We start from the raw sequence: 25,155 nt of genomic DNA, 5'->3' as shown, positions 1-25,155 counted from the left end.
GTCACAAGCTTGGATGCTCATCTCCTCAATCAGGCGAATGACGAGGCGTATCGCAAAAATGAAATGTTGAGTCGGGCTCTTATTAAAGAATATGCACCGTTCCGGCAGGAGCAACCAATACTCTGGTCTCATGCCCAGCCATTCCGGCGACAAATTTATCCGCCGTCTGGTCAATAATACCAAAGGAAGCATAGTGGCACGGCAAGACAACCTTGAAATTGAAATAACGCCGGCAGGCAAGGGCTGCGACAGCACCGCCCATGGTGAAACGGTCGCCGATCGGCACGAGGCCGATTTCCGGCTGATGCAGTTCATTGATCAGCGCCATATCGGAGAAAATATCCGTGTCGCCCATGTGATAAAGGGTCGGCGCGTCCTCAAAATGGAAGACAAGGCCATTGGGGTTGCCGAGCGCGTGGGAAACGCCATCCTCGGTCATCGTCGCCGATGAATGCAGCGCATTCACAAAGGTGATGGTGAATCCTTCATGAGCAAGCGTGCCACCCGTATTGCCGATATCGACCTTCGGTGCACCCCGCCTGGAAAGCCAGCCACCCAGATCGGCATTGGCGATCACAGTCGCGCCGGTTTCCTTGGCGATTGTCAGCGTGTCGCCGACATGGTCGCCATGCCCGTGGGTGAGCGCAATATGGGTGACACCGGCTGTTGCCTCTTTTACATCGATATCCTTGGCGCCTGGATTGCCGGTGAAAAAAGGGTCTATCAGAATGACGGCTTTTCCAGTTTCAACGCGAAATGCGGAGTGGCCAAGCCAGGTGATTTTCATGTGGGAGTTCCTTCATTCTCGATTTCGTGGTTGTAAACAGTTATGACGTGGCTTTAGACGATGGCAAGATGCTAATCGTTCAATATTCGCAGAGGCATTATGGCTGTCGTTGAAATTGGAGAAATCCCCGCATTGCTCAAACCCGGCCAGACCATTGCCGGGCTTGATCTTGGCACCAAGACCATTGGCCTTGCCATTTCCGATCTGGGGCTTTCCTTTGCCAATCCACGCCCAGTGATCAAGCGGGTGAAATTCACCATCGATGCGCAAGTGCTGCTGAAAACGCTTGAGGCCGAGCGCGTCGGGGCCATCATCATCGGCCTGCCCATGAACATGGATGGCACGGCAGGCCCCCGCGTTCAGGCAACGCGCGCCTTTGTCCGCTCCATGCAGCCCCTGACGGATCTGCCCTTCGCCTTCTGGGATGAACGACTTTCAACCGTTGCAGCCGAGCGCGCGCTGATCGGCATGGATGTCTCGCGCGGCAAGCGCGCCGAACGCATCGATTCGGCGGCCGCAGCCTTCATCCTGCAAGGCGCGCTCGACCGGCTGCGCCGGCTTGCTCAGGATGCCGGATAAAGCAGATCCAGAATCCGCGTTGCATCATGGCGGCCATCCAGCATGCCATAAGTCGTGCGCCACTGGCCGCCAAGCCGCGTATCAATGAAGGCATCGGCAATCATATGCGCGCCAAGCTGGCGCAATTCCGCTGCTGCGGCGGCAAAGGCAAGCTGTTCGGTCAAAAGACGCGCAACACCCTGATCCGTCTCGGTCAGTTGCAGGGCTGCGCGCAGTACATCGATCGTGCCCTGCCCGCGCTGGCCAAGCTGTGCGCTGATCCATTCCAGCACTTCATCGAACAGGCCGGGCGCGCGCGTCAAGACCCGCACCACATCCAGTGCCATGACATTGCCGGAACCTTCCCAGATCGCATTGACCGGCGCTTCACGATAAGCGCGCGCCAGATTCCCCTCCTCGACATAGCCATTGCCGCCAAGGCATTCCATGGCTTCATAAAGCAGGGCTGGCGCGATCTTGCAGACCCAATATTTGACAACCGGGGTCATGGAACGGGCAAAGGCCGCCTCTGCACGATCTGAGGCCGCCATATCGAAGGCACGGGCAAGGCGCAGCGACAGGGCGGTTGCCGCTGCAATATCAAGTGCCATGTCGGCAAGGACCCGGTTCATCAGCGGCTGTTCGATCAGTTTCTTGCCAAAAACTTCACGATGGCGGCAATGATGCACGGCCTCCGCCAGACCGGCACGCATGAGACCAGCCGAGGCAACGGCACAGTCAAGCCGCGTCAGCGTCACCATGTCCATGATGGTCTTGACACCCTCACCGGGATTGCCGACCAGATGGCCGATCGCATCGACGAATTCGACTTCTGACGAGGCATTGGATCGATTGCCAAGCTTGTCCTTCAGGCGCTGGAAGTAAAAACCGTTGCTGGTGCCATCATCGGCAAGACGCGGCAGCAGGAAGCAGGACAGGCCTTCTTCCGCCTGCGCCAGCACCAGAAAGGCATCCGACATTGGCGCCGACATGAACCATTTATGCCCGGTGATCGCATAGGTTCCGTCTTCATTGCGGCTGGCGCGCGTGGTGTTGGCGCGCACATCCGTGCCACCCTGTTTTTCCGTCATGCCCATGCCAAGCGTCACGCCCTGTTTCGACAGGGCCGGCTTTTGCGACGAATCATAACGGCGAGACAGAACGGCTGGCGACCAGTCCTTATAAAGTTCGGGTACTGCCATGATCGCAGCCAGCGATGCATTGGTCATGGTCAGCGGGCAGAGATGTCCGGCTTCCAGCTGCGCCATCAGATAGAAGCGTGCCGCGCGTGCCTGATGGCGCTGGCCAGCCTCAAGCGGCGCATCCTCCCAGACCGAGCAATGCAGGCCTTGCGCAATCGAACGGCGCATCAGCGCGTGATAGGCCGGGTGATATTCAACCACGTCAATGCGATTGCCCTGCCGGTCATGGGTGCGCAGCTTCGGTAATTCGCTGTTGGCCAGACGCGCCATGTCCTGCGCTTCCTGCGACAGGACAAAACGGCCTGTCTGTTCCAGTTCCACATGCAGCTCTTTGGGAAAATTGCTGGCAGCCTGAATCAGCAGCGGATCACCCAGATATGCATTCTGTCCCGTCAGGGGTGGCGTCTGATTGGTTACTTCGTGGGTTTTCACAGGCTTAATCCATTGGTTTGATTCAGTCATTGTGCCGTGTCTTGCACGGAAATTGCTAACATTCTGCCATCAGAGTGAAACTTTGTCGCTTGCAAGACAAAGGTTTTTGTTCAGGAATCGATTCTTGACGTATAAGAGCGGTTGCGGGCTGGCATTCGCGGCCCTATACGGGTGACTTGCCATGACAACAGAACCTGCCTCAAAGCTCTTCCCTCACCGCCATCTTCTCGGCATCAAGGGGCTATCGCCTCTCGACATTCTTCATCTGCTTGATCTTGCCGAACAGGAAATCGCTGTTTCCAGACAGCCAGAGAAGAAAAAGTCAGTGCTGCGTGGACGCACTCAGATCAACCTGTTTTTCGAAGCATCAACCAGAACGCAATCATCCTTCGAACTGGCCGGCAAGCGGCTGGGCGCGGATGTGATGAACATGTCTGTCGGCAATTCATCGGTCAAAAAGGGCGAAACGCTGATCGATACGGCCATGACGCTCAATGCGATGCAGCCGGATATTCTGGTCATCCGCCATGCCTCGGCCGGTGCCGCCGCACTTTTGGCGCAAAAGGTGGGCTGCTCGGTGGTCAATGCCGGCGACGGCGCGCATGAACACCCGACACAGGCGCTGCTTGACGCCCTCACCATTCGCCGCGCCAAGGGACAGATCGAAAATCTCATCGTTGCCATTTGCGGCGACGTTCTTCACTCGCGCGTGGCGCGTTCCAACATCATTCTGCTCAATACGCTGGGCGCGCGTGTACGTGTGGTCGCCCCCTCCACGCTGCTGCCATCCGGCATCGCCGATATGAGTGTTGAAGTCTACAATTCGATGGAAGAAGGGCTGAAAGATGCCGATGTCGTCATGATGCTGCGCCTGCAGCGCGAACGCATGGCGGGTTCTTTCGTGCCTTCCGTGCGTGAATATTTCCATTTCTACGGCCTGGATCGCGAGAAACTGAAGCGCGCCAAACCCGACGCACTGGTCATGCATCCGGGGCCGATGAACCGTGGCGTTGAAATTGCATCCGATGTTGCCGATGGCCCGCAAAGCGTCATCCAGCAGCAGGTGGAAATGGGCGTTGCCGTACGCATGGCGGTGATGGAAGCCCTGCTCGATCCGCGCCGTCAACAGAATGCCGGAGAAAAAGCATGAGCGCGATCCTGTTTGAAAATGCGCGCATTGTCGATCCGTCGCGCGGCCTTGATGAAACCGGATCGGTTCTGATCAGGGATGGCAGGATTGTTGCAGCCGGCAGTGACGCCCGCAATCAGGGCGCACCGGAAGGGACGGAAATCATTGATCTTGCAGGCAAGGCGGTTCTGCCGGGCCTCGTCGATGCGCGTGTCTTTGTCGGCGAGCCGGGTGCCGAGCACCGCGAGACCATTGCCTCGGCCAGCCAGGCAGCTGCGGCAGGTGGCGTGACCACCTTCATCATGATGCCGGATACGGATCCGGTGATTGACGATGTGGCATTGGTCGAATTCGTCAAACGCACCGCACGCGACACGGCAATTGTCAATGTGCATCCGGCAGCTGCCGTCACCAAGGGCCTCAAGGGCGAAGAAATGACCGAATTCGGCCTGCTGCGTCAGGCTGGTGCGGTTGGCTTTTCGGACGGTCGTCACACGATTGAAAATTCACAGCTTCTGCGCCGCGCCTTCACCTATGCGCGCGATTTTGATGCAGTGATTTCGTGTGAGACCCGCGATCCGTATCTTGGTCAGGGCGTGATGAATGAGGGCCTGTTTGCCAGCTGGCTTGGCCTTTCGGGCAGCCCGCGCGAAGCGGAAGTCATTCCGCTGGAACGTGATCTACGTCTCGCAGCCCTCACCCGCAGCCGCTATCATGCCGCACAGCTTTCCTGCGCCATGTCGGCAGAGGCCATGCAGCGTGCCAAGGATCAGGGCCACAAGGTCACGGCCGGCGTGTCGATCAACCATCTTTCGCTCAATGAAAACGACATTGGCGAATATCGCACCTTCTTCCGCCTGTCGCCGCCGCTGCGCAGCGAGGAAGACCGCCTTGCCATGGTGGAAGCCGTCAAGAATGGCACGATCGATATCATCGTCTCTGCACATGATCCGCAGGACGTCGATACCAAACGCCTGCCATTTTCGGATGCCGAAACCGGAGCCATCGGTCTTGAAACGTTGCTGGGCGCAGCCTTGCGGCTTTATCACAATGAAAGCATCCCGCTTCTGCGTCTGGTGGAAGTCCTGTCAACGGCGCCGGCGAGAATCTTCGGCCTTGATGCCGGAACGCTGAAGCCGGGGGCCGTGGCTGATCTTGCCATTGTTGATCTTGAAGAACCATGGGTCGTGCGGGAAGAGAACCTGCGCTCCCGTTCCAAGAATACATGTTTCGAATCAGCCCGTTTTCAGGGCCGCGTCATTCGCACTATAGTCGGCGGCAAAACCGTCTTTGTGGCGGATTAAGAGAGGGAAGAATGGATCAGCCAGGCATGATCAATCTCGCGCTGATTGGCGCATTGTTACTGGGGTATCTGCTTGGCTCCATTCCATTTGGGCTGATCCTCACCCGCATGGCCGGGCTTGGTGATGTGCGCATGATCGGCTCGGGCAATATTGGTGCAACCAATGTGTTGCGCACCGGTAGCAAAAAACTTGCCGCCGCCACACTCATTCTCGATGCGTTGAAGGGAACGGCGGCGGTACTGATTGCCGCCCGTCTTGGCCCATATGCCGCCATTGCAGCAGGCCTTGGAGCCTTTCTTGGCCATCTCTTTCCGGTCTGGCTTGGTTTCAAGGGTGGCAAGGGGGTTGCCACCTATCTCGGCATCCTGATTGGCCTTGCCTGGCCCGGCGCACTGGTCTTTGCCGCTGTCTGGCTGGTGACGGCGTTGCTCACACGTTACTCATCGCTTGCAGCCCTTATTGCCAGCATCATTGTGCCGATTGCGCTTTTTGCCAAGGGCAACCAGTCGGTGGCCCTGCTGTTTGCCCTTTTGTCCGTCCTCGTCATGATAAAACACAAGGCCAATATTGTCCGCCTGCTCAACGGCACTGAAAGCCGCATAGGATCAAAGGGATGACAGCAAGCGCGAATTCGAAATCCGGAATTCGCCTGACCCACAGCCAGCGGCTCAACTGGCTTCGTCTGCTCCGCACCGAACATATTGGCGCTGTCACCTTTCGCGAACTGATCCTTTTTTGCGGCAGTGCCCAGCGCGCCATCGAAATGCTGCCGGATCTGAATATTCGCGGCGGTGGCATGCGCCCGCTGCATGTGCCCTCGCGCGAGGACGCCGAACGCGAACTGGAAGCAATCGAACGCATGGGCGCGCGTCTTGTCGGCATGGGCGAGCCGGATTATCCGGCGCAGCTTAAAAACTGCGAGGCCCCACCGCCGATGCTGATCATCAAGGGCAATGGCGCCATTTTCCAAAAACCGCCCATCGCCATTGTCGGCTCGCGCAATGCCTCACTCGTTGGCCTGAAAATCACGGAACAGCTTGCCCATGATCTGGGAAGGGCCGGTTTTGCCATCGTCTCCGGCCTTGCGCGCGGCATTGATGCCGCAGCCCATAAGGCCAGCCTGGAATCCGGCACGATCGCCGTTCTGGCAGGAGGGCTGGATAAGCCCTATCCACCTGAAAACATGTATCTTTATAACGCAATACCTGAAAATGGCGGCGCACTTGTCACGGAAATGCCGATGGGGGCGGAACCACGCCAGCGTGATTTTCCCCGCCGCAACCGGATCATTGCCGGCCTGTCGCTTGGCCTTGTCGTGGTGGAAGCCACGGAACGTTCCGGCTCACTGATCAGTGCACGCATGGCCAGCGAAATGGGGCGCACTGTCTTCGCCGTGCCCGGCTCTCCGCTTGATCCACGCGCGCGCGGAACCAATGCGCTGTTGAAACAGGGCGCGGCAATCGTGACCGAAGCGCGTGATGTTCTTGACGTGCTTTCCCCTCTCACTGGCGACCTGCTGATCCTGCCTGCTACCCAACGGACAGATCTTCTGTCTGGCCTTGATGAGGATGGGCTTCATGCAGCTGCCACAAGCGATGTGGCAGAGACAACCGATTTGCATCGCGACCGTGTCGTCGATGCATTGGGGCCGGTACCGGTTGATCTCGACACGCTTGTCCGCCACACGGGTCTTGATGCAGCACAGCTTCAGCTCATCCTGCTTGAACTGGATCTTGCCGGTCGCATTTTGCGCCATCCCGGCAATCGGATTGCGCTGAAGCCCGTCTGATCCTGTAGGCGGTCTGATGGGCTGCCTTGGGCATCGCCTTGCGCATATCCCGCGCCTCTTCGGCGGCCAGTTCGATCAGATAGGAAAGAAGCGTTCCCCTGGAATGTCTTGCCATTTTGGCAAGTTCTTTCAGCATGGTCTCGATATAATTCAAGGTATCCCTGTCAACATGCGCTTGATGTGTCATCCATGTCCCCGTTACTGTTCTGTCATGCAGCGCGTCGTAATAAAGCAGGTCAGACCGATCATTGCCATTATAAGGTTCATAAATTCCATATTGCAATCTTTAGTTGTATTTCGCGATTTTTTATCGCATTCACTTGACCAAAAGCGCTTGGCTGTTCATGTGAAAGGCAATGCATACCATGCTTTGCGCTGCGAGCGCCTTTCCAAGACGCTAGACTAGGCTGTCAAATGAACGTTGTTGTCGTCGAATCGCCTGCAAAGGCAAAAACAATCAACAAGTATCTGGGCTCGAACTATAAGGTTCTTGCCTCCTTTGGTCACGTGCGCGATCTGCCAGCCAAAGACGGTTCGGTGCGCCCTGACGAAGATTTTGCCATGTCGTGGGAAGTCGACAGCAATTCCGCCAAGCGCCTTCAGGATATCATCAAGGCGCTGAAGGACAGCGACGGCCTCTATCTGGCAACCGACCCTGATCGCGAAGGGGAAGCCATTTCATGGCATGTGCTGGAAGTGCTGAACCAGAAGAAAGCGCTCAAAGGCAAGACCGTCAAGCGCGTTGCTTTCAATGCCATCACCAAGCAGGCCGTGCTCGATGCCATTGCCAATCCGCGTGATATTGATGAGCCGCTGGTGGACGCCTATCTGGCGCGCCGCGCACTGGACTATCTTGTCGGTTTCACCCTTTCCCCGGTCTTGTGGCGCAAATTGCCAGGCGCGCGCTCGGCCGGCCGTGTGCAGTCGGTGGCGCTGCGCCTGATCTGCGACCGCGAGGCGGAGATCGAACGCTTTGTGCGCGAGGAATACTGGAATATTGCCGCCCTTCTGAAGACGCCGCGCAATGACAGTTTCACCGCGCGCCTGACCGCCGTTGACGGCAAGAAGCTTGGCAAGCTTGACATCAGGAATGCCGAACAGGCCGGCGACATCCGTTCCATGCTGGAAGGCGCAAGCTTCACGGCGATCAGCGTTGAGGCCAAGCCGACAAAGCGCAACCCCGCCCCGCCTTTCACCACCTCGACCCTGCAGCAGGCCGCCTCCGGACAGCTCGGCTTTTCCGCGTCGCGTACCATGCAGGTGGCACAGCGCCTTTATGAAGGTGTCGATATTGGCGGCGAAACGGCTGGTCTGATCACCTATATGCGTACCGATGGCGTGCAGATGGCGCCAGAGGCGATCAATGCGGCGCGTGCTGCCATTGCCGCAAACTTTGGCGACAAATATGTGCCGGAAAAACCGCGCTATTATTCCAGCAAGGCCAAGAACGCGCAGGAAGCGCACGAGGCCATCCGTCCAACCGATTTTTCCCGCCATCCGAAGGATGTACGCCGCTATCTCGATGAGGATCAGGCCCGCCTTTATGAACTGATCTGGAAGCGCGCCATCGCCAGTCAGATGCAGGCTGCCGACATTGAGCGCACCACGGTGGATATCGAAGCCAGCAATGGCGATCGCAAGGCCATGCTGCGCGCCAATGGTTCGGTAACAAAATTTGATGGCTTCCTTGCCGCCTATACCGATCACCGCGAGGATGAGGATGATGACGAGGACAGCGCAAGACTGCCGGAAATCCGTGTCAACGAGGCCCTCGCACGCGAGCGCATTGATGCCTCGCAGCATATGACCGAACCACCGCCGCGCTATTCGGAAGCCTCGCTGATCAGGAAGATGGAAGAGCTTGGCATTGGCCGCCCCTCGACCTATGCCGCCACGCTTGCCACATTGCGTGACCGCGAATATGTCACCCTCGACAAGCGCAAGCTGGTGCCGGAGCCCAAGGGGCGTCTGGTTACCTCATTCCTTGAAAGCTTCTTCCGGCGTTATGTGGAATATGATTTCACCGCCGACCTGGAAGAAAAGCTTGACCTGATTTCCGATGGCAAGCTTGCCTGGAAGGATGTTCTGCGCGAGTTCTGGAAGGAATTTTCCGGCTCGGTCAATGACATCAAGGAGCTGCGCGTCACCAATGTGCTGGACGCACTCAATGAAGAACTGGCGCCGCTTGTCTTCCCTGATCGCGGCGACGGGTCTGACCCGCGCAGCTGCCCCGTCTGCGGCACCGGCCAGCTTTCGCTGAAGCTTGGCCGCTATGGCGCCTTTGTTGGCTGCTCCAACTATCCGGAATGCAAATATACCCGTCAGCTTGGCGGCGATGGCAACGGCGAGACGGCAGCCTCCGACGAGCCGCGTTCTCTCGGCAAGGACCCCTATACGGGCGAGGAAATCACCGCGCGTACGGGACGTTTTGGCCCCTATATCCAGCGCGGCGAAGGCAAGGATGCCAAGCGCGCCAGCCTGCCCAAGGGCTGGACGCTGGATACGATCGACCATGAACGCGCCGTGGCGCTTCTGTCACTGCCGCGCGACATTGGCCCGCATCCGGAAACCGGCAAGATGATCTCGGCCGGCATTGGCCGCTATGGACCTTATGTCAGCCATGATGGCATATTTGCCAATCTGGAAAGTGTCGATGAGGTCTTTTCAATTGGGCTCAACCGCGCCGTTGCTGTCCTTGCCGACAAGCAGTCGAAGGGAAGCGGCCGCACACGCGCAACGCCGGCAGCCCTTGCAACCCTTGGACAACACCCGGAAGGCGGGGACGTAACCGTGCGCGATGGCCGCTATGGCCCTTATGTCAACTGGGGCAAGATCAATGCGACGCTGCCCAAGGGCAAGGACCCGGCAAGCGTAACACTGGAAGAAGCGCTGGAACTGATTGCCGCAAAGGCTGGTTCTGCCAAGAGCAAAAAGGCCCCTGCCCGCAAGAAGGCAGAGGCTGCGGACGAAGAAACGACCTCGACCGGAAAGAAGACGACTGCCAGAAAGACCACGGCCGGCAAGACGACTGCAAAAAAATCGTCTGCAAAGGCCAAGGACGAGGCTGGCGCGTAATCAGCAAAGCTTGCTAAACTTTGCAGAACGCATGGCGCCAGGGGACAATGACGGACATGCGGTGCGCACAGGCCGCATGTCGCTTGTGGCATTGTCCCACTGGCACATTGTCCCGCAGACGCAATAGTCGTGTGCGCAGTGTAAAGGAGTAGCAATTGGCACGCCGTTTCCCTCAATCCAATACCGGTCGCTCTGCACGGACGGAACGGCGCGCAGCCAAGGCGAAATCCAGTGATCCGCTGGCATTCCTGCCAACGCGCGATGATGTCCTGCGCTATATTGAGGAAAATCCCGACCGCGCCGGAAAACGCGAAATCGCCAAGGCCTTCAATATCAAGGGCGATGCGCGGATTTATCTGAAACATCTGTTGCGCGAACTGGCCGATGAGGGGCTCATAGAAAAGCGCGCGCGCAAACTGTCCCGTCCGGGCTCCCTCCCGTCGATCTGCGTGCTGGATGTGACGGGGCGTGATGAAGATGGCGGCCTGATTGCTCGCCCGACCGAATGGGATGAAAAGAGCCATGGCGCCCCGCCACAGGTTCTGATCCGGCGCACGCTGCTGAACAAGGGGACGGATGGCGGACCGGCGATTGGCGTCGGCGATCGCGTCATGGCCAAGGTCTTCCGCAACAGCGACGCGGAAGGCCCGGACTATACGGCGCGTGTGGTGAAACGGCTGGAACAGCGCGCCAATACCGTTCTTGGTGTGGTGCGCAAGCTTGAAAATGGCGAATGGCGGCTGGAGCCGGTTGACCGCAAACAGGCCGAAGTGCAGCTTGATCCAACCCGGCTTGAAAATGCCAGGCCGGGCGACCTGGTTGAGGTGGAGCTTGTCTCATCACGCCGTTATGGCCTGCCACGCGGCAAGGTGAGCCAAGTGATAGGCTCTGTCGACAGCGAAAGGGCGCTGTCGATGATTGCCATCCACATGCATGAGATTCCGCATGTTTTCCCGGATGAGGTGCTGGCCGAGGCAGAGGCAGCAAAGCCCGCCACCATGGAAGGGCGCGAAGACTGGCGTCATGTGCCGCTCGTCACCATTGATCCGGCGGATGCGAAGGACCATGACGATGCAGTCTATGCCGAAGCCGATACCAGCCCGGACAATCCGGGCGGCCATATCGTGATTGTCGCCATTGCCGATGTTGCCGCCTATGTCCGTCCTGGCTCGGCACTTGACCGCGAGGCGCTGAAACGTGGCAATTCGGTCTATTTCCCGGATCGGGTCGTACCCATGCTGCCGGAACGCATTTCCAATGATCTCTGTTCCCTGCGCGAGCTGGAAGACCGCCCGGCCATGGCGGTGCGCATGGTGTTTGATGCCAAAGGCCACAAGAAGTCGCACAATTTCCATCGCATCATGATGCGCTCGGCCGCGCGCCTTGCCTATTCGCAGGCACAGGCCGCCATTGATGGCGCGCCGGACGAAAAGACCGCGCCGATCCTTGACAGCGTGCTCAGGCCATTGTGGGCGGCCTATGGCGCGCTCAAGCGTGGCCGCGATGAACGCGCGCCGCTGGAGCTTGATCTGCCGGAAAAGAAAATCCTGCTTGATGCGGAAGGCAAGGTCGACAAGGTCATCGTGCCGGAACGGCTCGATGCACACAGGCTCATTGAAGAATTCATGATTCAAGCCAATGTCGCCGCGGCAGAGACGCTGGAAGCGCACAGGCAGCCGCTGATCTATCGCATCCATGACGAGCCGGCGCTGGCCAAGCAGGAGACCTTGCGTGAATTCCTGCGTACCCTCAATCTCAACCTCGCGCGGGGGGCAGAACTGCAACCTGCCCATTTCAACCGCATTCTTGCGGCGGTGGAAGGTACGGATCATCAGGAACTGGTCAATCAGGTCGTGCTGCGCACGCAAAGCCAGGCGGAATATAATCCGGACAATATCGGCCATTTTGGCCTGCATCTGCGCCGTTATGCGCACTTCACCTCACCGATCCGCCGTTATGCCGATCTGATCGTGCATCGCGCACTGATCAAGGCGCTTGACCTTGGCGAAGGCGGATTGACAACGACGCAAGAGGCACAGCTGGAGGAAATATCGGCCCTGATTTCCTCGACCGAGCGGCGCGCCATGCTGGCCGAACGTGAAACGGTTGACCGGCTGATCGCGCATTATCTCGCCTCGCATCTTGGCGATGAATTTGAAGGGCGCGTGACAGGCGTGACCCATGCCGGCCTGTTCGTCAATCTTGCGACCTATGGCGCGGATGGTCTGGTGCCTATTTCAACATTGGGCCATGAATATTATATATATGATGAGGCAAACCATGCGATCGCAGGGGAAAGAAGCGGAAAAGGCTTCCGTCTCGGCGATACGGTGACGGTCCGCCTCGTGGAGGCGCTCCCGATTGCGGGGGCGCTTCGTTTTGAAATGGTTTCCGAACCGCACGCCCTGCCGATGTCGACACGCTCGCATCACAAGGCATCAAGGACGATGCGCGGACGCCACGGCAGGCCAAACGGCCTGCCGCGGTACAAGAAAGGAAAGCGTCGATGACATCAGGTGAAAGCGAGTCTGCCGCGATCAAGGTTTTTGGCGACGAAGCCGCAGTCAAGGCTGAGCCAAAACGCAATCTGGGCGAAGCGATGTGGCGCGGTTTTTGCGGTCGCTGCCCGAAATGTGGCGAAGGCAGGCTGTTCCGCAGCTTCGTCAAGCCCGTCGCCAAGTGTGCCGTCTGTGGCGAGGACTACACCCCGCAACGCGCCGATGACCTGCCGGCCTACCTTACGATCCTCATCGTCGGCCATATTGTCGTTGGCGCTTTCATGGGCGTCGAGGCCACGACCAATCTGCCGCTCTGGGCACATATGCTGATCTGGGCACCGGTGACACTCATTCTTGCCCTGGTCCTCCTGCAACCGTTGAAAGGGGCCACGATCGGCCTGCAATGGGCCTTGCACATGCACGGTTTTGGCGGCAAAGGCGAAGGCGATTTTCACGACGTAACATGACAGACAAGATGGACACGATAGCCGATTTAAAGCCGTTCAGGCCGGTCACGGACAAGGTTCTGAAGCCGCGTGATGCGGCATCGCTCTTGCTTGTGGACAGAAACGGCCCGATGCCGCGTCTGCTGATGGGCAAGCGCCATAAAAGCCTTGCCTTCATGCCGGGCATGTATGTTTTCCCGGGTGGACGGGCAGACGCTATCGATGGTTCCATCGCGGCTGCAAGCGAGCTGAGACAGCAGGATATGGGCAAGCTGCTCAAGGGCATGGGCTCGCGTGCATCACGCCGCCGCGCGCGTGCGCTGGGCCTGTGCGCCATTCGCGAGACATTTGAGGAAACGGGGCTGCGCATTGCCGGCGCCGTTTCCTCTGAGGCCGCAAGATTGCCAGACCATGAAGACTGGCGCGCCTTCATCCTGCCTGACATGGATCAGGCAAATCTGTTTTTACCGGATTTGAGCCAGATACGCTATTTCGCCCGCGCGGTAACACCGCCCGGACAGGTGCGCCGTTTCGATACACGTTTCTTCCTTGCCTTCCGCGACAGCCTGCCCGGTGAAGCAGCACAAAGGCTTGTTCCAAGCGGCGAACTGGAAGATCTGGACTGGGTGCCGATTGATCAGGTCGACAGACTGCCCATGTCGCCCATTACGCCTGTCATCCTGAGCGAGGCGCGCGCGCTGCTTCTCGACAGCCGTGGCGACCTGCCTGAGGAAGTACCTGTTACGCATATTTCTGTCCGCAATATGCGGTTTATTCGTAAAGTGATCTGACTGCATGAAGAATGACATCCGACCAGAAACGGTAGCAACGCCGGGCGGAAACCAGTTGCATCTGCGCTCTCTGGCAGCTGCGATTGCAACAATCACCGCTGTTGGCGCGGCAATCGGGCTTGGCATTCCGCTGTTGAGCATCCTTCTGGAAAGCCGCGGCTATTCCGCAAGCGTCATTGGTGCCAATACGGCGGTAGCAGGGGTTGCATCCATTGCAGCCGCACCGCTTGCAGCCCCTCTGGCCGCACGCCTTGGCGTGGTGCGGGCGATCTGTGCAATGCTGCTTCTGGGCGCCTTTGCCTTCCTGGGCTTTCATTATTTCCAGCAGCTCTGGGCCTGGTTTGGCCTGCGCATCCTGCTGCATTTTTCCCTGACCGTGCTGTTTGTCCTGTCGGAATATTGGATCAACGCCTCTGCGCCACCGGAAAAACGCGGCCTTGTACTTGGCATTTACGTCACCACATTGTCGCTGGGCTTTGCCCTTGGGCCATGGCTGTTTTCCAGAATCGGCAGCACGGGCAGCCTGCCCTTCTATGTCGGGTTTGGCATCATATTGCTTGCCCTCCTGCCGGTGATCCTTGCCTGGCGCGACAGCCCGGATTTCGAGGAAGGCGAACATGTTCCCTTCCTGCCTTACATTTTCTCCGTGCCGACCGCCACCATGGCCGTCTTTGTCTTTGGCGCGGTGGAAACGGGCGGCTTTGCGCTTTTTCCGGTTTTCGGTGCGCGCATCGGCTATCCGGAAGCCGATTCTGCCCTGCTCCTGTCGATGATCGGCCTTGGCAATGTGCTGCTGCAGATTCCGCTCGGACTTGTCAGCGACCGCGTGCATGACCGGCGCAAGCTTCTGCTCTTTTGTGCCATGACTGGGCTTATCGGCATGATCGTTCTGCCCCATCTCATGACACAGTGGTATATGCTGGCAGCCGTTCTTTTCGTCTGGGGCGGCGTTGTCGCGGGGCTTTATACGGTCGGCCTTGCGCATCTGGGTTCGGAACTGACGGGGCGCGAACTGGCCTCGGCCAATGCCGCCTTCATCTTCTGCTATGCAATTGGCATGCTGGTCGGGCCGCAGGCTGTCGGTGTCGGCATGGATATATGGGGCCCATCAGGCTTTCCGATCATGTTGGGAACATTTTTCGCAGCCTATGCCATTCTGGCCTTGGCGCGCCTGCTGATCAGAAAGAAACGCCCTTGATTGTTGGCTTTTGTCTTTTCTCACTTGACTTTCCGGCCTTAATCCGTAGTGTCGCGCCAAATTCCCGCTGCCGGATGAAATTGCCGGACTCACTGGCGGTTTCAATTAAATAAGAGCAGGTATTGCAATATGGCCAAGGCTACGACAATCAAGATCAAGCTTTTGTCGACCGCAGACACGGGCTTCTTCTACGTAACAAAGAAGAACAGCCGTACGATGACGGAAAAAATGACAAAGACCAAGTACGACCCGATTGTGCGCAAGCACGTCGAGTTCAAGGAAACCAAGATCAAGTAATCTGGTTTCGTGCACCTGTGGGTGAAGAATCAGGCCGTCTCCTTGAGACGGCCTTTGCTTTTGGCAAACCATCAAATGCGCAAGATCCCCGCAGTTTCACGCAGAACCAGGTTTCCCCGGAACAGGCCGGATCAAACCCCTCGACCTTGATCACTGTCAAAGTCGAGAGGTCTGAAACCGTCTGAAAGGCGCCCGCGAAGCGCCTTTTCGTTTCATGCGGCTCAATTATTGCGGCAGCTTGTCGTCAACGCCATAGACGTAGAAATTCATGCCAAGCAGCGTCTTGTCGTCAGCCTGTTCGCCTTCCTTCAGCCATTCCGAACCGTCCTGCTTCTTGATCGGACCGGTGAATGGTTTCAGTTCACCCGACTTGATCTTGGCTTCGGTTTCTTCGGCCAGCTTCTTCACGTCGTCCGGCATGTTGGTATAAGGCGCCATCTTGACGAGGCCTTCCTTGATGCCCCACCAGATGTCCTGCGACTTCCAGGTGTCATTCAGCACAGCCTTGGCACGATCAATATAATATGGGCCCCATTCGTCGATGGTTGCCGTGAGCTGGGTGTTCGGACCAAACTTGATCATGTCGGACGCCTGACCAAAGGCCTTGATGCCGCGCTCTGCCGCAACCTGAATCGGCGCAGTTGAATCGGTATGCTGGGTCAGAATATCAACGCCCTGATCGATCAGCGCCTTGGCCGCATCGGCTTCCTTGCCCGGATCGAACCAGGAATTGACCCAGATCACCTTGACCTTGAAATCCGGATTGATCGACTGTGCGCCAAGCATGAAGGCATTGATGCCCTGGATGACTTCAGGAACCGGCACGGAGGCAATATAGCCGGCCACGCCCTTTTCCGACATCTTGGCAGCAATCACGCCCTGAATATAACGGCCTTCATAGAAGCGAGCATTATAGACAGAGACATTGTCGGCAGTCTTGTAGCCGGTTGCGTGCTCAAACTTCACATCCGGGAATTTCTTGGCGACCCTGATGGTCGGGTCCATATAGCCGAAGGAGGTGGTGAAGATCAGCTTGTTGCCAGCGCGCGCCAGACGCTCAATCGAACGCTCGGCATCCGCACCTTCCGGCACATTTTCGAGATAGGTCGTCTCCACCTTGTCGCCAAGCGCTTCGACCAACTCCTTGCGTGCCTGATCATGCTGATAGGTCCAGCCAAAATCACCCGGGGGGCCGATATAGATAAAGCCTATCTTGAGTTTTTCTTCAGCATGCGCCGCGACGCCGCCGAATACGAAACTCGCAACCGTGGCCATTGCCAGCAGGATCTTTTTCATGTGTTGCACTCCCTGTTAGACCTCAACAAGTCATGCGGCAGCGGCTGGGAAATCCGCCTTCGCAATTCTATCGATCCGGCACAAAGGCTTTGCCAAGCGAAGCCGGCGTGTTCATCATGGTCAGGCGGCGATTGCGCGAGATGATCACCAGCACGACAATGGTTGCCAGATATGGCAAGGCCGACAAAAGCTGCGACGGCAGACCGACGCCAAGCGCCTGCGCATGCAATTGCCCGATCGACACCGCGCCGAACAGATAAGCGCCAATCAGCACGCGCCACGGACGCCATGAAGCAAAGACCACCAGGGCAAGCGCAATCCAGCCACGGCCGGCTGTCATGTTTTCAACCCATTGCGGCACATAGACCAGCGACAATTGCGCCCCGGCAAGCCCCGCACAAGCGCCACCAAACAACACGGCCAGAAAGCGCGTGCGCACCACATGCACGCCAAGCGCGTGGGCAGAGCCGTGATTGTCGCCCACGGCACGCAATGTCAGCCCTGCGCGGGTGTGAAACAGGAACCATGAAACGGCAATGACCAGCAGGATCGAAAGATAGAAAACCGGATCCTGACCAAACAAAAACCTGCCGACATGGGGAATGTCACTGAGATAGGGAATATCAACGCTCTTGAACTGCACGCCCGGCAGGCCGACAAAACTTTCCCCCAGCATGGCCGAAGTGCCAATGCCAAGAATCGTCAGGGCAAGGCCGGTTGCAACCTGATTGGTCACCAATATCAGCACAAAAAAGCCAAACAGGCTGGCAAAGAGAGCCCCCACCAGAACGGCAGCCACAAGGCCAAGCCAAGCCGAGCCGGTGACCTGGGCAATGGCAAAACCGGAAACCGCCCCCATCAGCATCATGCCCTCGACGCCGAGATTGAGCACGCCGGAGCGTTCCACCACCAGTTCGCCGATTGCGGCAATCAACAGCGGCGTTGCTGCCGTGGCAATGGTCAGGAGAATGGCCTGTGTCAGATCCATGGCATTCAGGCCCTCCCTGCCTTGCGCGACGAAATGATGCGAACGCGGTAGAGAATGAGTGTGTCACAAGCCAGCACGAAAAACAAAATCATGCCCTGAAACACACGTGCTGACTTGTCGGAAATGCCGATTGCCACCTGTGCGGCCTCGCCGCCAAGATAAGACAATGCCAGAACCAGCCCGGCCGCAATGGCGCCAAGCGGATTAAGCCTGCCCAGAAAGGCAACAATGATGGCGGTAAAGCCATAGCCGGGCGAAATGACAGGCCGCAACTGGCCGATTGCGCCGGAAGTTTCGGCAATACCTGCAAGCCCCGCCAGGGCGCCGGAAAGCGCAAAGACAAAGAGCGTAAGTCTGCCCGCGCTGAAACCTGCAAAGCGGCCGGCGCGCTGGCTTTGGCCGATCACCTTTATCTCAAAGCCTTTCAGCGTGCGCTTGAGCATGAACCAGACGGCAAATGCCGCAACCACCGCAAAGACAAAGCCCCAATGGGCGCGCCCGGATGCGCTCCAGATTTCCGGCAGGACTGCACTGGCATTGAACTGGCGGGTCTCCGGAAAATTATAGCCTTCCGGGTTGCGCCACGGACCGCGCACCAGCCAATCCAGAAACAGTTGCGCAACATAGACCAGCATCAGGCTGGTCAGGATTTCAGTGGTGTTGAAGCGGACCTTCAGGAAGGCAGGGATCGAAGCATAGGCGGCACCGCCAATCATGCCCATCAGCATCATCAGCGGCCAGACGATCCATGATTCGAAATCATGAAACAGAACCGGCAAAATGGAGCCGGCAATCGCGCCAATGATAAATTGTCCTTCAGCGCCAATATTCCAGTTGTTCGACAGGAAACAGACGCACAGGCCAACCGCGATCAGAATGAGCGGAGCGGCCTTGACCAGCAGCTCATGCCATGACCAGACATCAAACAGCGGCTCAAAAAAGAAGACATAAAGCGCATGCACCGGATCCTTGCCCATAATGGCAAACAGCAAGGCACCAGCGATCAGCGTCAAGGCCAGTGCCAGAACCGGTGAAAAAGCGGCAAAAAAGCGCGATTCCTGCGGACGTTTGACCAGTTCAATGCGCATCAGCCACCTCGATTTTCTGCGCATTGCCAGTAATGCCGCCCATCAGCAGGCCGAGTTTTTCCAAGGTGACATCCTCAATCGGCATTGGCTCTGACAACATGCCATGATTCATGACCGCAATGCGGTCGCTGATTTCAAACAGCTCATCAAGATCCTGACTGATCACCAGTATGGCCGAACCGGAACGCGCCAGATCAACAAGCGCCTGCCTGATATGCGCTGCGGCACCCGCATCAACACCCCATGTCGGCTGATTGACCACCAGCACCGACGGGGTACGATCAAGCTCGCGGCCAATGATGAATTTCTGCAGATTGCCGCCCGAAAGCGCTGATGCAGGCGGACTGTCAGCGCTTTTGCGCACATCCATGCGCTCCACAATGCGTTTGGTCGCAATCTGCAAGGCATTTTGCGCAATGCGTTTCAATATGCCGCCGCGCAGAAACGCCTTTTTATCTGTACTATAGCGCGACAAAAAGAGATTGTCGCTGAGCGACAGGGCCGGAACCGCGCCATGCCCCAAGCGCTCTTCCGGCACAAAAGCAGCCCCCATGAGACGCCGCTGCGTAATGCCAAGCCTGCCTGCCGCCTGACCGCGAATACGCACGGCAGATGGCTCTGCCTGCAGGACTTCACCCGAAACCGCCTCGAAAAACTCGCTCTGGCCATTGCCGGCAACACCGGCAATGCCCACCACTTCCCCTGCCCGCACGGCAAGCGAAACATTTTTGAGCGCGGTTGAGAACGGCCCGCGCGGCTTTTGTGACAAGGCGTTGATCTCGAACAGGATGTCGGATGCTGTTTCGGTTGCCCGTGCGGGCTTGCGCGCCACAATGCCAATATCATTGCCGACCATCATGCGGGCAAGCGAGGCGGCCGTTTCCTTGCGCGGGTCGCAATGGCCGACAACCTTGCCATGGCGTAGCACGGTTGCGCGATCACACAGCCGCTTCACCTCTTCCAGACGATGGCTGATATAGAGAATCGACTTGCCTTCCGCGCGCAGCCGTTCCAGCGTTGCAAACAGCCGGTCGGCTTCCTGTGGTGTCAGAACCGATGTCGGCTCGTCCAGAATGATCAGGTCCGGCTCCTGCAACAGGCAGCGCACGATTTCAATGCGCTGGCGCTCACCAACCGACAGATCCCCCACATGCGCATCCGGGTCGATGGGCAAGCCATAGGCCTGGCCGATTTCTCTCGCGCGGCGGGCAATTTCTGCCAGCGGCAAGGATTTATCGAGCGAAAGCGCGATGTTTTCCGCAGCAGTGAGTGAATCAAACAACGAAAAATGCTGGAATACCATGCCAATGCCGAGCCGGCGCGCCATGGCAGGCTGACTGATGACAACCGGCTTGTCCTTCCAGCGGATTTCCCCCTCAAGCGGCTGCAGCGCACCAAACAGCATTTTCACAAGTGTGGATTTGCCTGCACCATTTTCGCCAAGCAGTGCGTGGATCTCACCCTTGGCGATGATCAGGTCAATTGTATCGCAGGCTTTTAACTGACCAAACACTTTTGTAAGCCCACAAACCTCCAATAGAGGTTGGGCGTTAAGGTACGCTGACATCGTTCCCCGATTGGTGTTCTTTTACGGCAAGATTATCCGCCGCGATGACAGTTGAAAAGCCATAAAACCACAAACCGGTTTTCTTCCCAACCGCCAAATTGCCGCATTCCCAATATCAGGGAAGCAAGATCGTCGTGCCCGTCGTCCTGCGCGCTTCGAGATCTTCATGCGCCTTGCGCACATCCTTCAAGGCATAGGACTGATTGATCTCGATCTTCACCACACCGCTTTCAACAACCCTGAACAGATCATTAGCTGTTTTTTCAAGATCCGCGCGCTTGGCCACATAGTTGAACAGGGTCGGACGGGTGATGAACAGCGAACCTTTCTGCGCCAGGAGCCCAAGGTCAAAGGGCGGGATCAGGCCGGAGGACTGACCGAAACAGGCCAGCATGCCGAGCGGCTTCAACACATCGAGCGACCCCATATAGGTATCGCGTCCTACAGAATCATAGACCACGTCCACGCCTTCGCCATTGGTGAGCTCACGCACGCGCTCGACGAAATCTTCGCTGCGATAGTTGATGACGTGATCATAGCCGTGGCTTTTGGCAAGGGCGATCTTTTCCTCCGACCCGGCCGTGCCGATGACCGTTGCGCCAAGATGCTTGGCCCATTGGCCGGCAATCAGGCCGACGCCGCCGGCTGCGGCATGAAACAGGATGGTATGGCCCGGCTCAACCTTGAAGGTGCGGCGCAGAAGATATTGCGCCGTCATGCCCTTGAGCATCATGCCGGCAGCCGTCTTGAGGTCAATGCCGTCTGGAACCTTCACCAGCCGGTCAGCCGGCACGATGCGCTCCTCGGCATAGGAGCCGGGTGTAGCGACATAGGCCACGCGATCGCCAACGTGCACATGCTCAACGCCGTCGCCAACCGCAACCACAATGCCCGCCGCCTCATTGCCCGGCGTGAAAGGCATTGTCGCCGCCTTGTAAATTCCGGTGCGGAAATAGACATCGATGAAATTCAGGCCGATTGCCTCATGGCGCACGCGCGCCTCGCCCGGTCCCGGCTCACCGATTTCAACCTGTTCATAGTGCATGACGTCCGGTCCACCGGTCTGGTGAACGCGAATGGCATTGATCATGTCTCACCTCTTTTGGACTTTGCTGCCGCAGCCGCTGCTTCCGCCGCAATCACCGCAGGTGTGCGGCCAAGATTTGGAAACAGCTGCATGATCGCGCCGATGAAATAGATATAAAGTCCGGTGGTCGATACACCGATCTTGACCCATAACGGCGCCTCAAGCTTGTAAAAGAGTGCGATAATGCCAAAGGCGCACCAGAGCAGGAAAATGGTGAGGTTGATCGGACGCAGGCGCACCACGCGCACCGGATGCAGAAAGTGAATCGGCAAAAATGACAGGATGGCCGAGAAGACGACCGTCGCAAAGGCCACCCATTCGCCGGGCTTCACGATGAACAGGGTAAAGACGACCATGTTCCAGACGACCGGGAAGCCCTTGAAAAAATTCTCTTTCGTCTTCATGCCCGTATCGGCGTAATAGATCGCGCTTGAGACGACAATGATCGCACCGGAAATGAAGGAAAGATATGTGCCCATGAACCCGCTCTGATACAGTGCAAAGGCAGGGATGAGCACATAGGTTACATAGTCGATGATGTTGTCGAGCAGCTCTCCCGACCAGTTCGGCAGCACATATTTGACTTCCAGCTTGCGCGCTATCGGCCCGTCGATGCCATCGACAAAAAGCGCCAGCGCCAGCCACCACCACATGGCCGTATAGGCGCCATCACTGGCTGCAACCACCGAAAGAAAAGCCAGAAAGGATCCTGACGCCGTCAGAAGATGAACGGAAAAGGCCTTGGCTTGCGGTGCCGTAACCTTCTTGCGTTTCAGTTTGCCTGTCAGTTTCGTTTTCACGCCGCTCGCCATCTCTTCCATTGTCATTGCGCGCTGCAAACAACAAGCGCGCCCCATCCCCCGTTCGAATTACAGTCTGCGTTTCCTTTTATTGAAGCTTTCGTCGAAGATCATAAAAAGAGCAAGCAAACTATGCAGAATTAAGAACACAGTCCACTATAGGCTTGCGGATATCAATGCGGTTTACCGCCCGGGCGGCGCAAAACCGTGGATAGAATTGCTCAAGTGTTGTTTTTGCGGATTGCGCTTGTCTTCATCTCCCGCTATAAGGCCGCGCATTCGGCCATTCGGTCTGATCTTGGGGCGTAGCCAAGCGGTAAGGCAGCGGTTTTTGGTACCGCCATTCCCTGGTTCGAATCCAGGCGCCCCAGCCACTCCCCCTCAAACTGAAAAGCTGGGATTTTCAAAACATTCGCGTGAGCTGAAAAGCCCGTGCATGACAATTGTCGTACCGACATGTCATACTGCACTGCCGTATTTCGGCAGCTGAAGAGATCAACAATCTTATTTGCATGATTTTCCGCGCCATGCGATCAAATATATTCATTAACGCCCAATGCAAACACCACAAATCCTCAAAATATAAATAAATCAATAAAAACAAAATCATAAAACCGGAAAATACACCACATAGTTCAAAAAAATATAAATACAAAGTAATTGCAAATAAATTTAAATACAAACCTGCGATTAAAGTTACAATAATTTTATTTAAATAGTTTGTTGCGTATAAAATATAAAATCATTTATAACTTATATTTACTTTTTATTTATCATTTTAGATAAATATAAGAATATATTGATAAATACATACAATATGATTTATTGTTGAAATTGCAGCTTGTTCATTTAGAACTAATCTCATGAATAATAGTACAAGATATTGATCGCAAGATGACTTATTATGCGCATAGCGGCAACGAGAGCTCAAAAACAGACTGGCAACCACTTCGTGATCATCTGCTCGGTGTGGCGGAACGCGCGGCAAGCGTAGGACAAAAACTGGGGCTTGAGCGTGCTGCCTATATTGCCGGTCTGCTGCATGACCTTGGCAAATATTCGCCGGAATTCCAGCGCCGGCTCGAAGGAGCGAATATCGCCGTTGAACATTCGACAGCCGGCGCAAAAGTGCTACTGGAGCGTGCGCGGGGCCCGGACAGGGCTATTGCCGAGTTGATTGCTTACTGTATCCTCGGCCATCATGCCGGCCTGCCGGATCGGCAGAATGAAACAGATGCCTGCTACGATCGTCGTCTGGCGCGACCAATCAACATCGATCCTGTCTGGGAACAGGAGTTACCAATCGATCTCAGCGGCCTCGTGCCCGAACTGATCGGGCGTTTCCCACGCAATCCCGAAATCGCCGGCTTTTCCTGTTCCGTTCTGGTGCGCATGCTGTTTTCCTGTCTCGTTGACGCCGATCGCCGCGATGCTGAAGCCCATGATGTTTCCCTTGGTCACATTGAGGCAGATCGAAACTGGACGCCGCTTCCCGAACTGCTCGACACCTTTCTCGCACGTTTTGACGCGCACATGGCTGCACTTGCGGCCCGCTCCGGTGCACTTACCGAGATCCGACGCCAGGTCCTCACCCATGTACGTTCCAAGGCAAAAAACCAGACAGGCTTTTTCACGCTGACCGTGCCCACGGGTGGCGGCAAGACATTGGCTTCCCTCGGGTTTGCCCTCGACCACGCCCGCGCGCACGGCCTGCAGCGGATCATCTATGCCATTCCCTTTACCTCGATCATCGATCAGACGGCAGAGATCTTCCGAAATGTGCTCGGTGATGAACATGTGCTCGAACATCATTCGGCCATCGAGGAAGAGCGCTTCGAATACGAGCAGCGCCGCGACAGGATGAAGCTTGCCATGGAAGACTGGACGGCCCCGGTGGTGGTGACCACCCATGTCCAGCTGTTCGAGAGCCTCTATTCCGCCCGGCCGTCGCGTGCCCGCAAGCTTCACAACATCGCCCATTCGGTAATCGTGCTCGATGAAGCGCAGACCCTGCCGCGCCATCTCCTGCAGCCAATCATGCGGATGCTGGAGGAGCTCGTCCGCAACTACAAGGTGACAGTCGTGCTGTGCACTGCCACCCAGCCCGCGCTTGGCAGCAACAAGCTGGAAGGCGGATTGCCACTTGCTGACGATTGTGAACTTGCGCCAAATCCACGCGAACTTGCCGCACGGCTTGCCCGCACCTATATCCGTCATGCCGGATCAATGCGCAATGCCGATCTGGTCGAATCGCTTGCGGGCGAAACGCAGGCACTCGTCATCGTCAACAGCCGCCGACACGCGCTTGACCTTTATCAGGAAGCTCAGACTGCGGGGCTCGACGGCCTCATTCATCTCACCACAAGGCAATGCACGGCTCATCGCCGCTTGATCCTCGACGATATCCGTATCCGGCTGAAGGAAGGAAAACCCTGCCGACTGATCGCAACCTCGCTGATCGAAGCCGGCGTTGATGTCGATTTCCCAAAGGCGTGGCGCGCCGAGGCCGGTCTTGACCAGATCGTTCAGGCAGCCGGCCGGGTCAACAGGGAGGGGAAGCGACCGCGTGACGGCAGCATCGTCACGGTCTTCGCAGCGCCAGACTATCCGCCACCCGTAGAAATCCGGGACCTGATTGGGGACATGAAACGGATCATCGACCGCCATGACGATCTTCTTTCGCCCGAGGCGCTGGAGGCCTATTTCAGCGAAGTCTACTGGCGGATGGGCGACGGGTTGGATGTGTCCGTCGTCGAATGATTTGAGACTATTTGTGTTTTTGAAGATTGGAGTTTCCGGCTCGGTTTGGGGTTTGATTTAAGC

The 25,155-nt window shown here is 57.1% G+C and carries 20 protein-coding genes and 1 tRNA gene; 13 read left to right on the top strand and 8 right to left on the bottom strand.

Annotated features, from left to right (window positions below):
• Positions 1-82: 82 nt before the first annotated feature.
• Positions 83-787, bottom strand: a complete 705-nt coding sequence (locus ACFO1V_RS11345; RefSeq protein WP_374833883.1) for a metal-dependent hydrolase — start codon at positions 785-787, stop codon at positions 83-85.
• Between the two features lie 99 nt (positions 788-886).
• Between ACFO1V_RS11345 and ruvX the strand changes: the two genes are divergently transcribed.
• Positions 887-1,366, top strand: coding sequence for a Holliday junction resolvase RuvX (ruvX, locus tag ACFO1V_RS11340; protein ID WP_374833881.1), 480 nt, complete (start codon positions 887-889; stop codon positions 1,364-1,366).
• Here the strand turns inward: ruvX and ACFO1V_RS11335 are convergent.
• Positions 1,351-2,979, bottom strand: a complete 1,629-nt coding sequence (locus ACFO1V_RS11335) for an acyl-CoA dehydrogenase family protein (protein WP_374833879.1) — start codon at positions 2,977-2,979, stop codon at positions 1,351-1,353. The genes ruvX and ACFO1V_RS11335 overlap by 16 nt on opposite strands.
• Positions 2,980-3,160: 181 nt before the next feature.
• Here ACFO1V_RS11335 and ACFO1V_RS11330 point away from each other — a divergent pair, with 181 nt between their 5' ends.
• The 10 genes from ACFO1V_RS11330 (at position 3,161) to rpmG (ending at position 15,506) form a co-directional block, all read left to right on the top strand.
• On the top strand, positions 3,161-4,129 hold the full coding sequence (locus ACFO1V_RS11330; RefSeq protein ID WP_374833877.1) for an aspartate carbamoyltransferase catalytic subunit: 969 nt from the start codon (positions 3,161-3,163) through the stop codon (positions 4,127-4,129).
• Positions 4,126-5,412, top strand: coding sequence for a dihydroorotase (locus ACFO1V_RS11325; protein WP_374833875.1), 1,287 nt, complete (start codon positions 4,126-4,128; stop codon positions 5,410-5,412). Before ACFO1V_RS11330 ends, ACFO1V_RS11325 begins: the two co-directional genes overlap by 4 nt.
• An 11-nt stretch (positions 5,413-5,423) precedes the next feature.
• Positions 5,424-6,029 carry a glycerol-3-phosphate 1-O-acyltransferase PlsY gene (gene plsY, locus ACFO1V_RS11320; RefSeq protein WP_374833873.1) on the top strand — a complete coding sequence of 202 codons (606 nt, stop codon included), beginning with the start codon at positions 5,424-5,426 and terminating at the stop codon, positions 6,027-6,029.
• A complete protein-coding gene (dprA, locus tag ACFO1V_RS11315) occupies positions 6,026-7,201 on the top strand; it encodes a DNA-processing protein DprA (protein WP_374833871.1) in 1,176 nt (391 codons plus the stop codon). Before plsY ends, dprA begins: the two co-directional genes overlap by 4 nt.
• A gap of 414 nt (positions 7,202-7,615) precedes the next feature.
• Positions 7,616-10,276 carry a type I DNA topoisomerase gene (gene topA / locus ACFO1V_RS11310; RefSeq protein ID WP_374833869.1) on the top strand — a complete coding sequence of 887 codons (2,661 nt, stop codon included), beginning with the start codon at positions 7,616-7,618 and terminating at the stop codon, positions 10,274-10,276.
• Between the two features lie 155 nt (positions 10,277-10,431).
• On the top strand, positions 10,432-12,786 hold the full coding sequence (rnr, locus tag ACFO1V_RS11305) for a ribonuclease R (protein WP_374833867.1): 2,355 nt from the start codon (positions 10,432-10,434) through the stop codon (positions 12,784-12,786).
• Complete coding sequence (locus ACFO1V_RS11300; RefSeq protein ID WP_374833865.1) at positions 12,783-13,241, top strand: DUF983 domain-containing protein; 459 nt, start codon at positions 12,783-12,785, stop codon at positions 13,239-13,241. The genes rnr and ACFO1V_RS11300 overlap by 4 nt, the downstream gene beginning before the upstream one ends.
• A gap of 17 nt (positions 13,242-13,258) precedes the next feature.
• On the top strand, positions 13,259-14,011 hold the full coding sequence (locus tag ACFO1V_RS11295; RefSeq protein ID WP_374833888.1) for an NUDIX hydrolase: 753 nt from the start codon (positions 13,259-13,261) through the stop codon (positions 14,009-14,011).
• Between the two features lie 55 nt (positions 14,012-14,066).
• The gene (locus ACFO1V_RS11290) at positions 14,067-15,209 is read left to right on the top strand and encodes an MFS transporter (protein ID WP_374833886.1); all 1,143 of its coding nucleotides are present in this window, start codon (positions 14,067-14,069) and stop codon (positions 15,207-15,209) included.
• A gap of 129 nt (positions 15,210-15,338) precedes the next feature.
• Positions 15,339-15,506 carry a 50S ribosomal protein L33 gene (gene rpmG, locus ACFO1V_RS11285; protein WP_374833863.1) on the top strand — a complete coding sequence of 56 codons (168 nt, stop codon included), beginning with the start codon at positions 15,339-15,341 and terminating at the stop codon, positions 15,504-15,506.
• A gap of 225 nt (positions 15,507-15,731) precedes the next feature.
• Here rpmG and ACFO1V_RS11280 read toward each other — a convergent pair whose 3' ends face one another.
• The 6 genes from ACFO1V_RS11280 to pcsA form a co-directional block, all read right to left on the bottom strand.
• Positions 15,732-16,802: a BMP family ABC transporter substrate-binding protein gene (locus ACFO1V_RS11280; protein ID WP_374833861.1), complete on the bottom strand. Its 1,071-nt coding sequence runs from the start codon at positions 16,800-16,802 to the stop codon at positions 15,732-15,734.
• 67 nt (positions 16,803-16,869) lie between these two features.
• The gene (locus ACFO1V_RS11275) at positions 16,870-17,790 is read right to left on the bottom strand and encodes an ABC transporter permease (protein ID WP_374833859.1); all 921 of its coding nucleotides are present in this window, start codon (positions 17,788-17,790) and stop codon (positions 16,870-16,872) included.
• Positions 17,791-17,795: 5 nt separating this feature from the next.
• Positions 17,796-18,878, bottom strand: a complete 1,083-nt coding sequence (locus ACFO1V_RS11270) for an ABC transporter permease (RefSeq protein ID WP_374833857.1) — start codon at positions 18,876-18,878, stop codon at positions 17,796-17,798.
• A complete protein-coding gene (locus ACFO1V_RS11265; RefSeq protein WP_374833855.1) occupies positions 18,868-20,445 on the bottom strand; it encodes an ABC transporter ATP-binding protein in 1,578 nt (525 codons plus the stop codon). The genes ACFO1V_RS11270 and ACFO1V_RS11265 overlap by 11 nt, the downstream gene beginning before the upstream one ends.
• Before the next feature lie 115 nt (positions 20,446-20,560).
• On the bottom strand, positions 20,561-21,535 hold the full coding sequence (locus ACFO1V_RS11260; protein WP_374833853.1) for a quinone oxidoreductase family protein: 975 nt from the start codon (positions 21,533-21,535) through the stop codon (positions 20,561-20,563).
• Positions 21,532-22,344, bottom strand: coding sequence for a phosphatidylcholine synthase (gene pcsA, locus ACFO1V_RS11255; RefSeq protein ID WP_374833885.1), 813 nt, complete (start codon positions 22,342-22,344; stop codon positions 21,532-21,534). Before pcsA ends, ACFO1V_RS11260 begins: the two co-directional genes overlap by 4 nt.
• 287 nt (positions 22,345-22,631) lie before the next feature.
• On the opposite strand from pcsA, the gene ACFO1V_RS11250 reads away from it, so the two are divergent.
• Both ACFO1V_RS11250 and cas3 read left to right on the top strand, forming a co-directional pair.
• A tRNA-Gln gene (locus tag ACFO1V_RS11250) sits at positions 22,632-22,706 on the top strand.
• Positions 22,707-23,226: 520 nt separating this feature from the next.
• Positions 23,227-25,092 carry a CRISPR-associated helicase Cas3' gene (cas3, locus tag ACFO1V_RS11245; protein WP_374833851.1) on the top strand — a complete coding sequence of 622 codons (1,866 nt, stop codon included), beginning with the start codon at positions 23,227-23,229 and terminating at the stop codon, positions 25,090-25,092.
• The last annotated feature ends 63 nt before the right edge of the window (positions 25,093-25,155 follow it).

It is taken from the genome of Daeguia caeni (assembly GCF_042653845.1).
GTDB classification, from domain to species: Bacteria; Pseudomonadota; Alphaproteobacteria; order Rhizobiales; family Rhizobiaceae; genus Brucella; species Brucella caeni.
Note: the sequence above shows the minus strand (reverse complement) of the source record. Positions and strands in the feature narration are given on the sequence as shown.

Bases quoted from the DNA above. Each gene is read 5' to 3' on its own strand.
- ACFO1V_RS11265 (WP_374833855.1), bottom strand. From the start codon at position 20,445: ATGTCAGCGTACCTTAACGCCCAACCTCTATTGGAGGTTTGTGGGCTT.
- ruvX (WP_374833881.1), top strand. From the start codon at position 887: ATGGCTGTCGTTGAAATTGGAGAAATCCCCGCATTGCTCAAACCCGGC.
- dprA (WP_374833871.1), top strand. From the start codon at position 6,026: ATGACAGCAAGCGCGAATTCGAAATCCGGAATTCGCCTGACCCACAGC.
- ACFO1V_RS11300 (WP_374833865.1), top strand. From the start codon at position 12,783: ATGACATCAGGTGAAAGCGAGTCTGCCGCGATCAAGGTTTTTGGCGAC.
- rpmG (WP_374833863.1), top strand. From the start codon at position 15,339: ATGGCCAAGGCTACGACAATCAAGATCAAGCTTTTGTCGACCGCAGAC.
- ACFO1V_RS11345 (WP_374833883.1), bottom strand. From the start codon at position 787: ATGAAAATCACCTGGCTTGGCCACTCCGCATTTCGCGTTGAAACTGGA.
- ACFO1V_RS11275 (WP_374833859.1), bottom strand. From the start codon at position 17,790: ATGGATCTGACACAGGCCATTCTCCTGACCATTGCCACGGCAGCAACG.
- ACFO1V_RS11330 (WP_374833877.1), top strand. From the start codon at position 3,161: ATGACAACAGAACCTGCCTCAAAGCTCTTCCCTCACCGCCATCTTCTC.
- plsY (WP_374833873.1), top strand. From the start codon at position 5,424: ATGGATCAGCCAGGCATGATCAATCTCGCGCTGATTGGCGCATTGTTA.
- ACFO1V_RS11270 (WP_374833857.1), bottom strand. From the start codon at position 18,878: ATGCGCATTGAACTGGTCAAACGTCCGCAGGAATCGCGCTTTTTTGCC.
- ACFO1V_RS11325 (WP_374833875.1), top strand. From the start codon at position 4,126: ATGAGCGCGATCCTGTTTGAAAATGCGCGCATTGTCGATCCGTCGCGC.
- cas3 (WP_374833851.1), top strand. From the start codon at position 23,227: ATGACTTATTATGCGCATAGCGGCAACGAGAGCTCAAAAACAGACTGG.
- topA (WP_374833869.1), top strand. From the start codon at position 7,616: ATGAACGTTGTTGTCGTCGAATCGCCTGCAAAGGCAAAAACAATCAAC.
- pcsA (WP_374833885.1), bottom strand. From the start codon at position 22,344: ATGGCGAGCGGCGTGAAAACGAAACTGACAGGCAAACTGAAACGCAAG.
- ACFO1V_RS11260 (WP_374833853.1), bottom strand. From the start codon at position 21,535: ATGATCAATGCCATTCGCGTTCACCAGACCGGTGGACCGGACGTCATG.
- ACFO1V_RS11280 (WP_374833861.1), bottom strand. From the start codon at position 16,802: ATGAAAAAGATCCTGCTGGCAATGGCCACGGTTGCGAGTTTCGTATTC.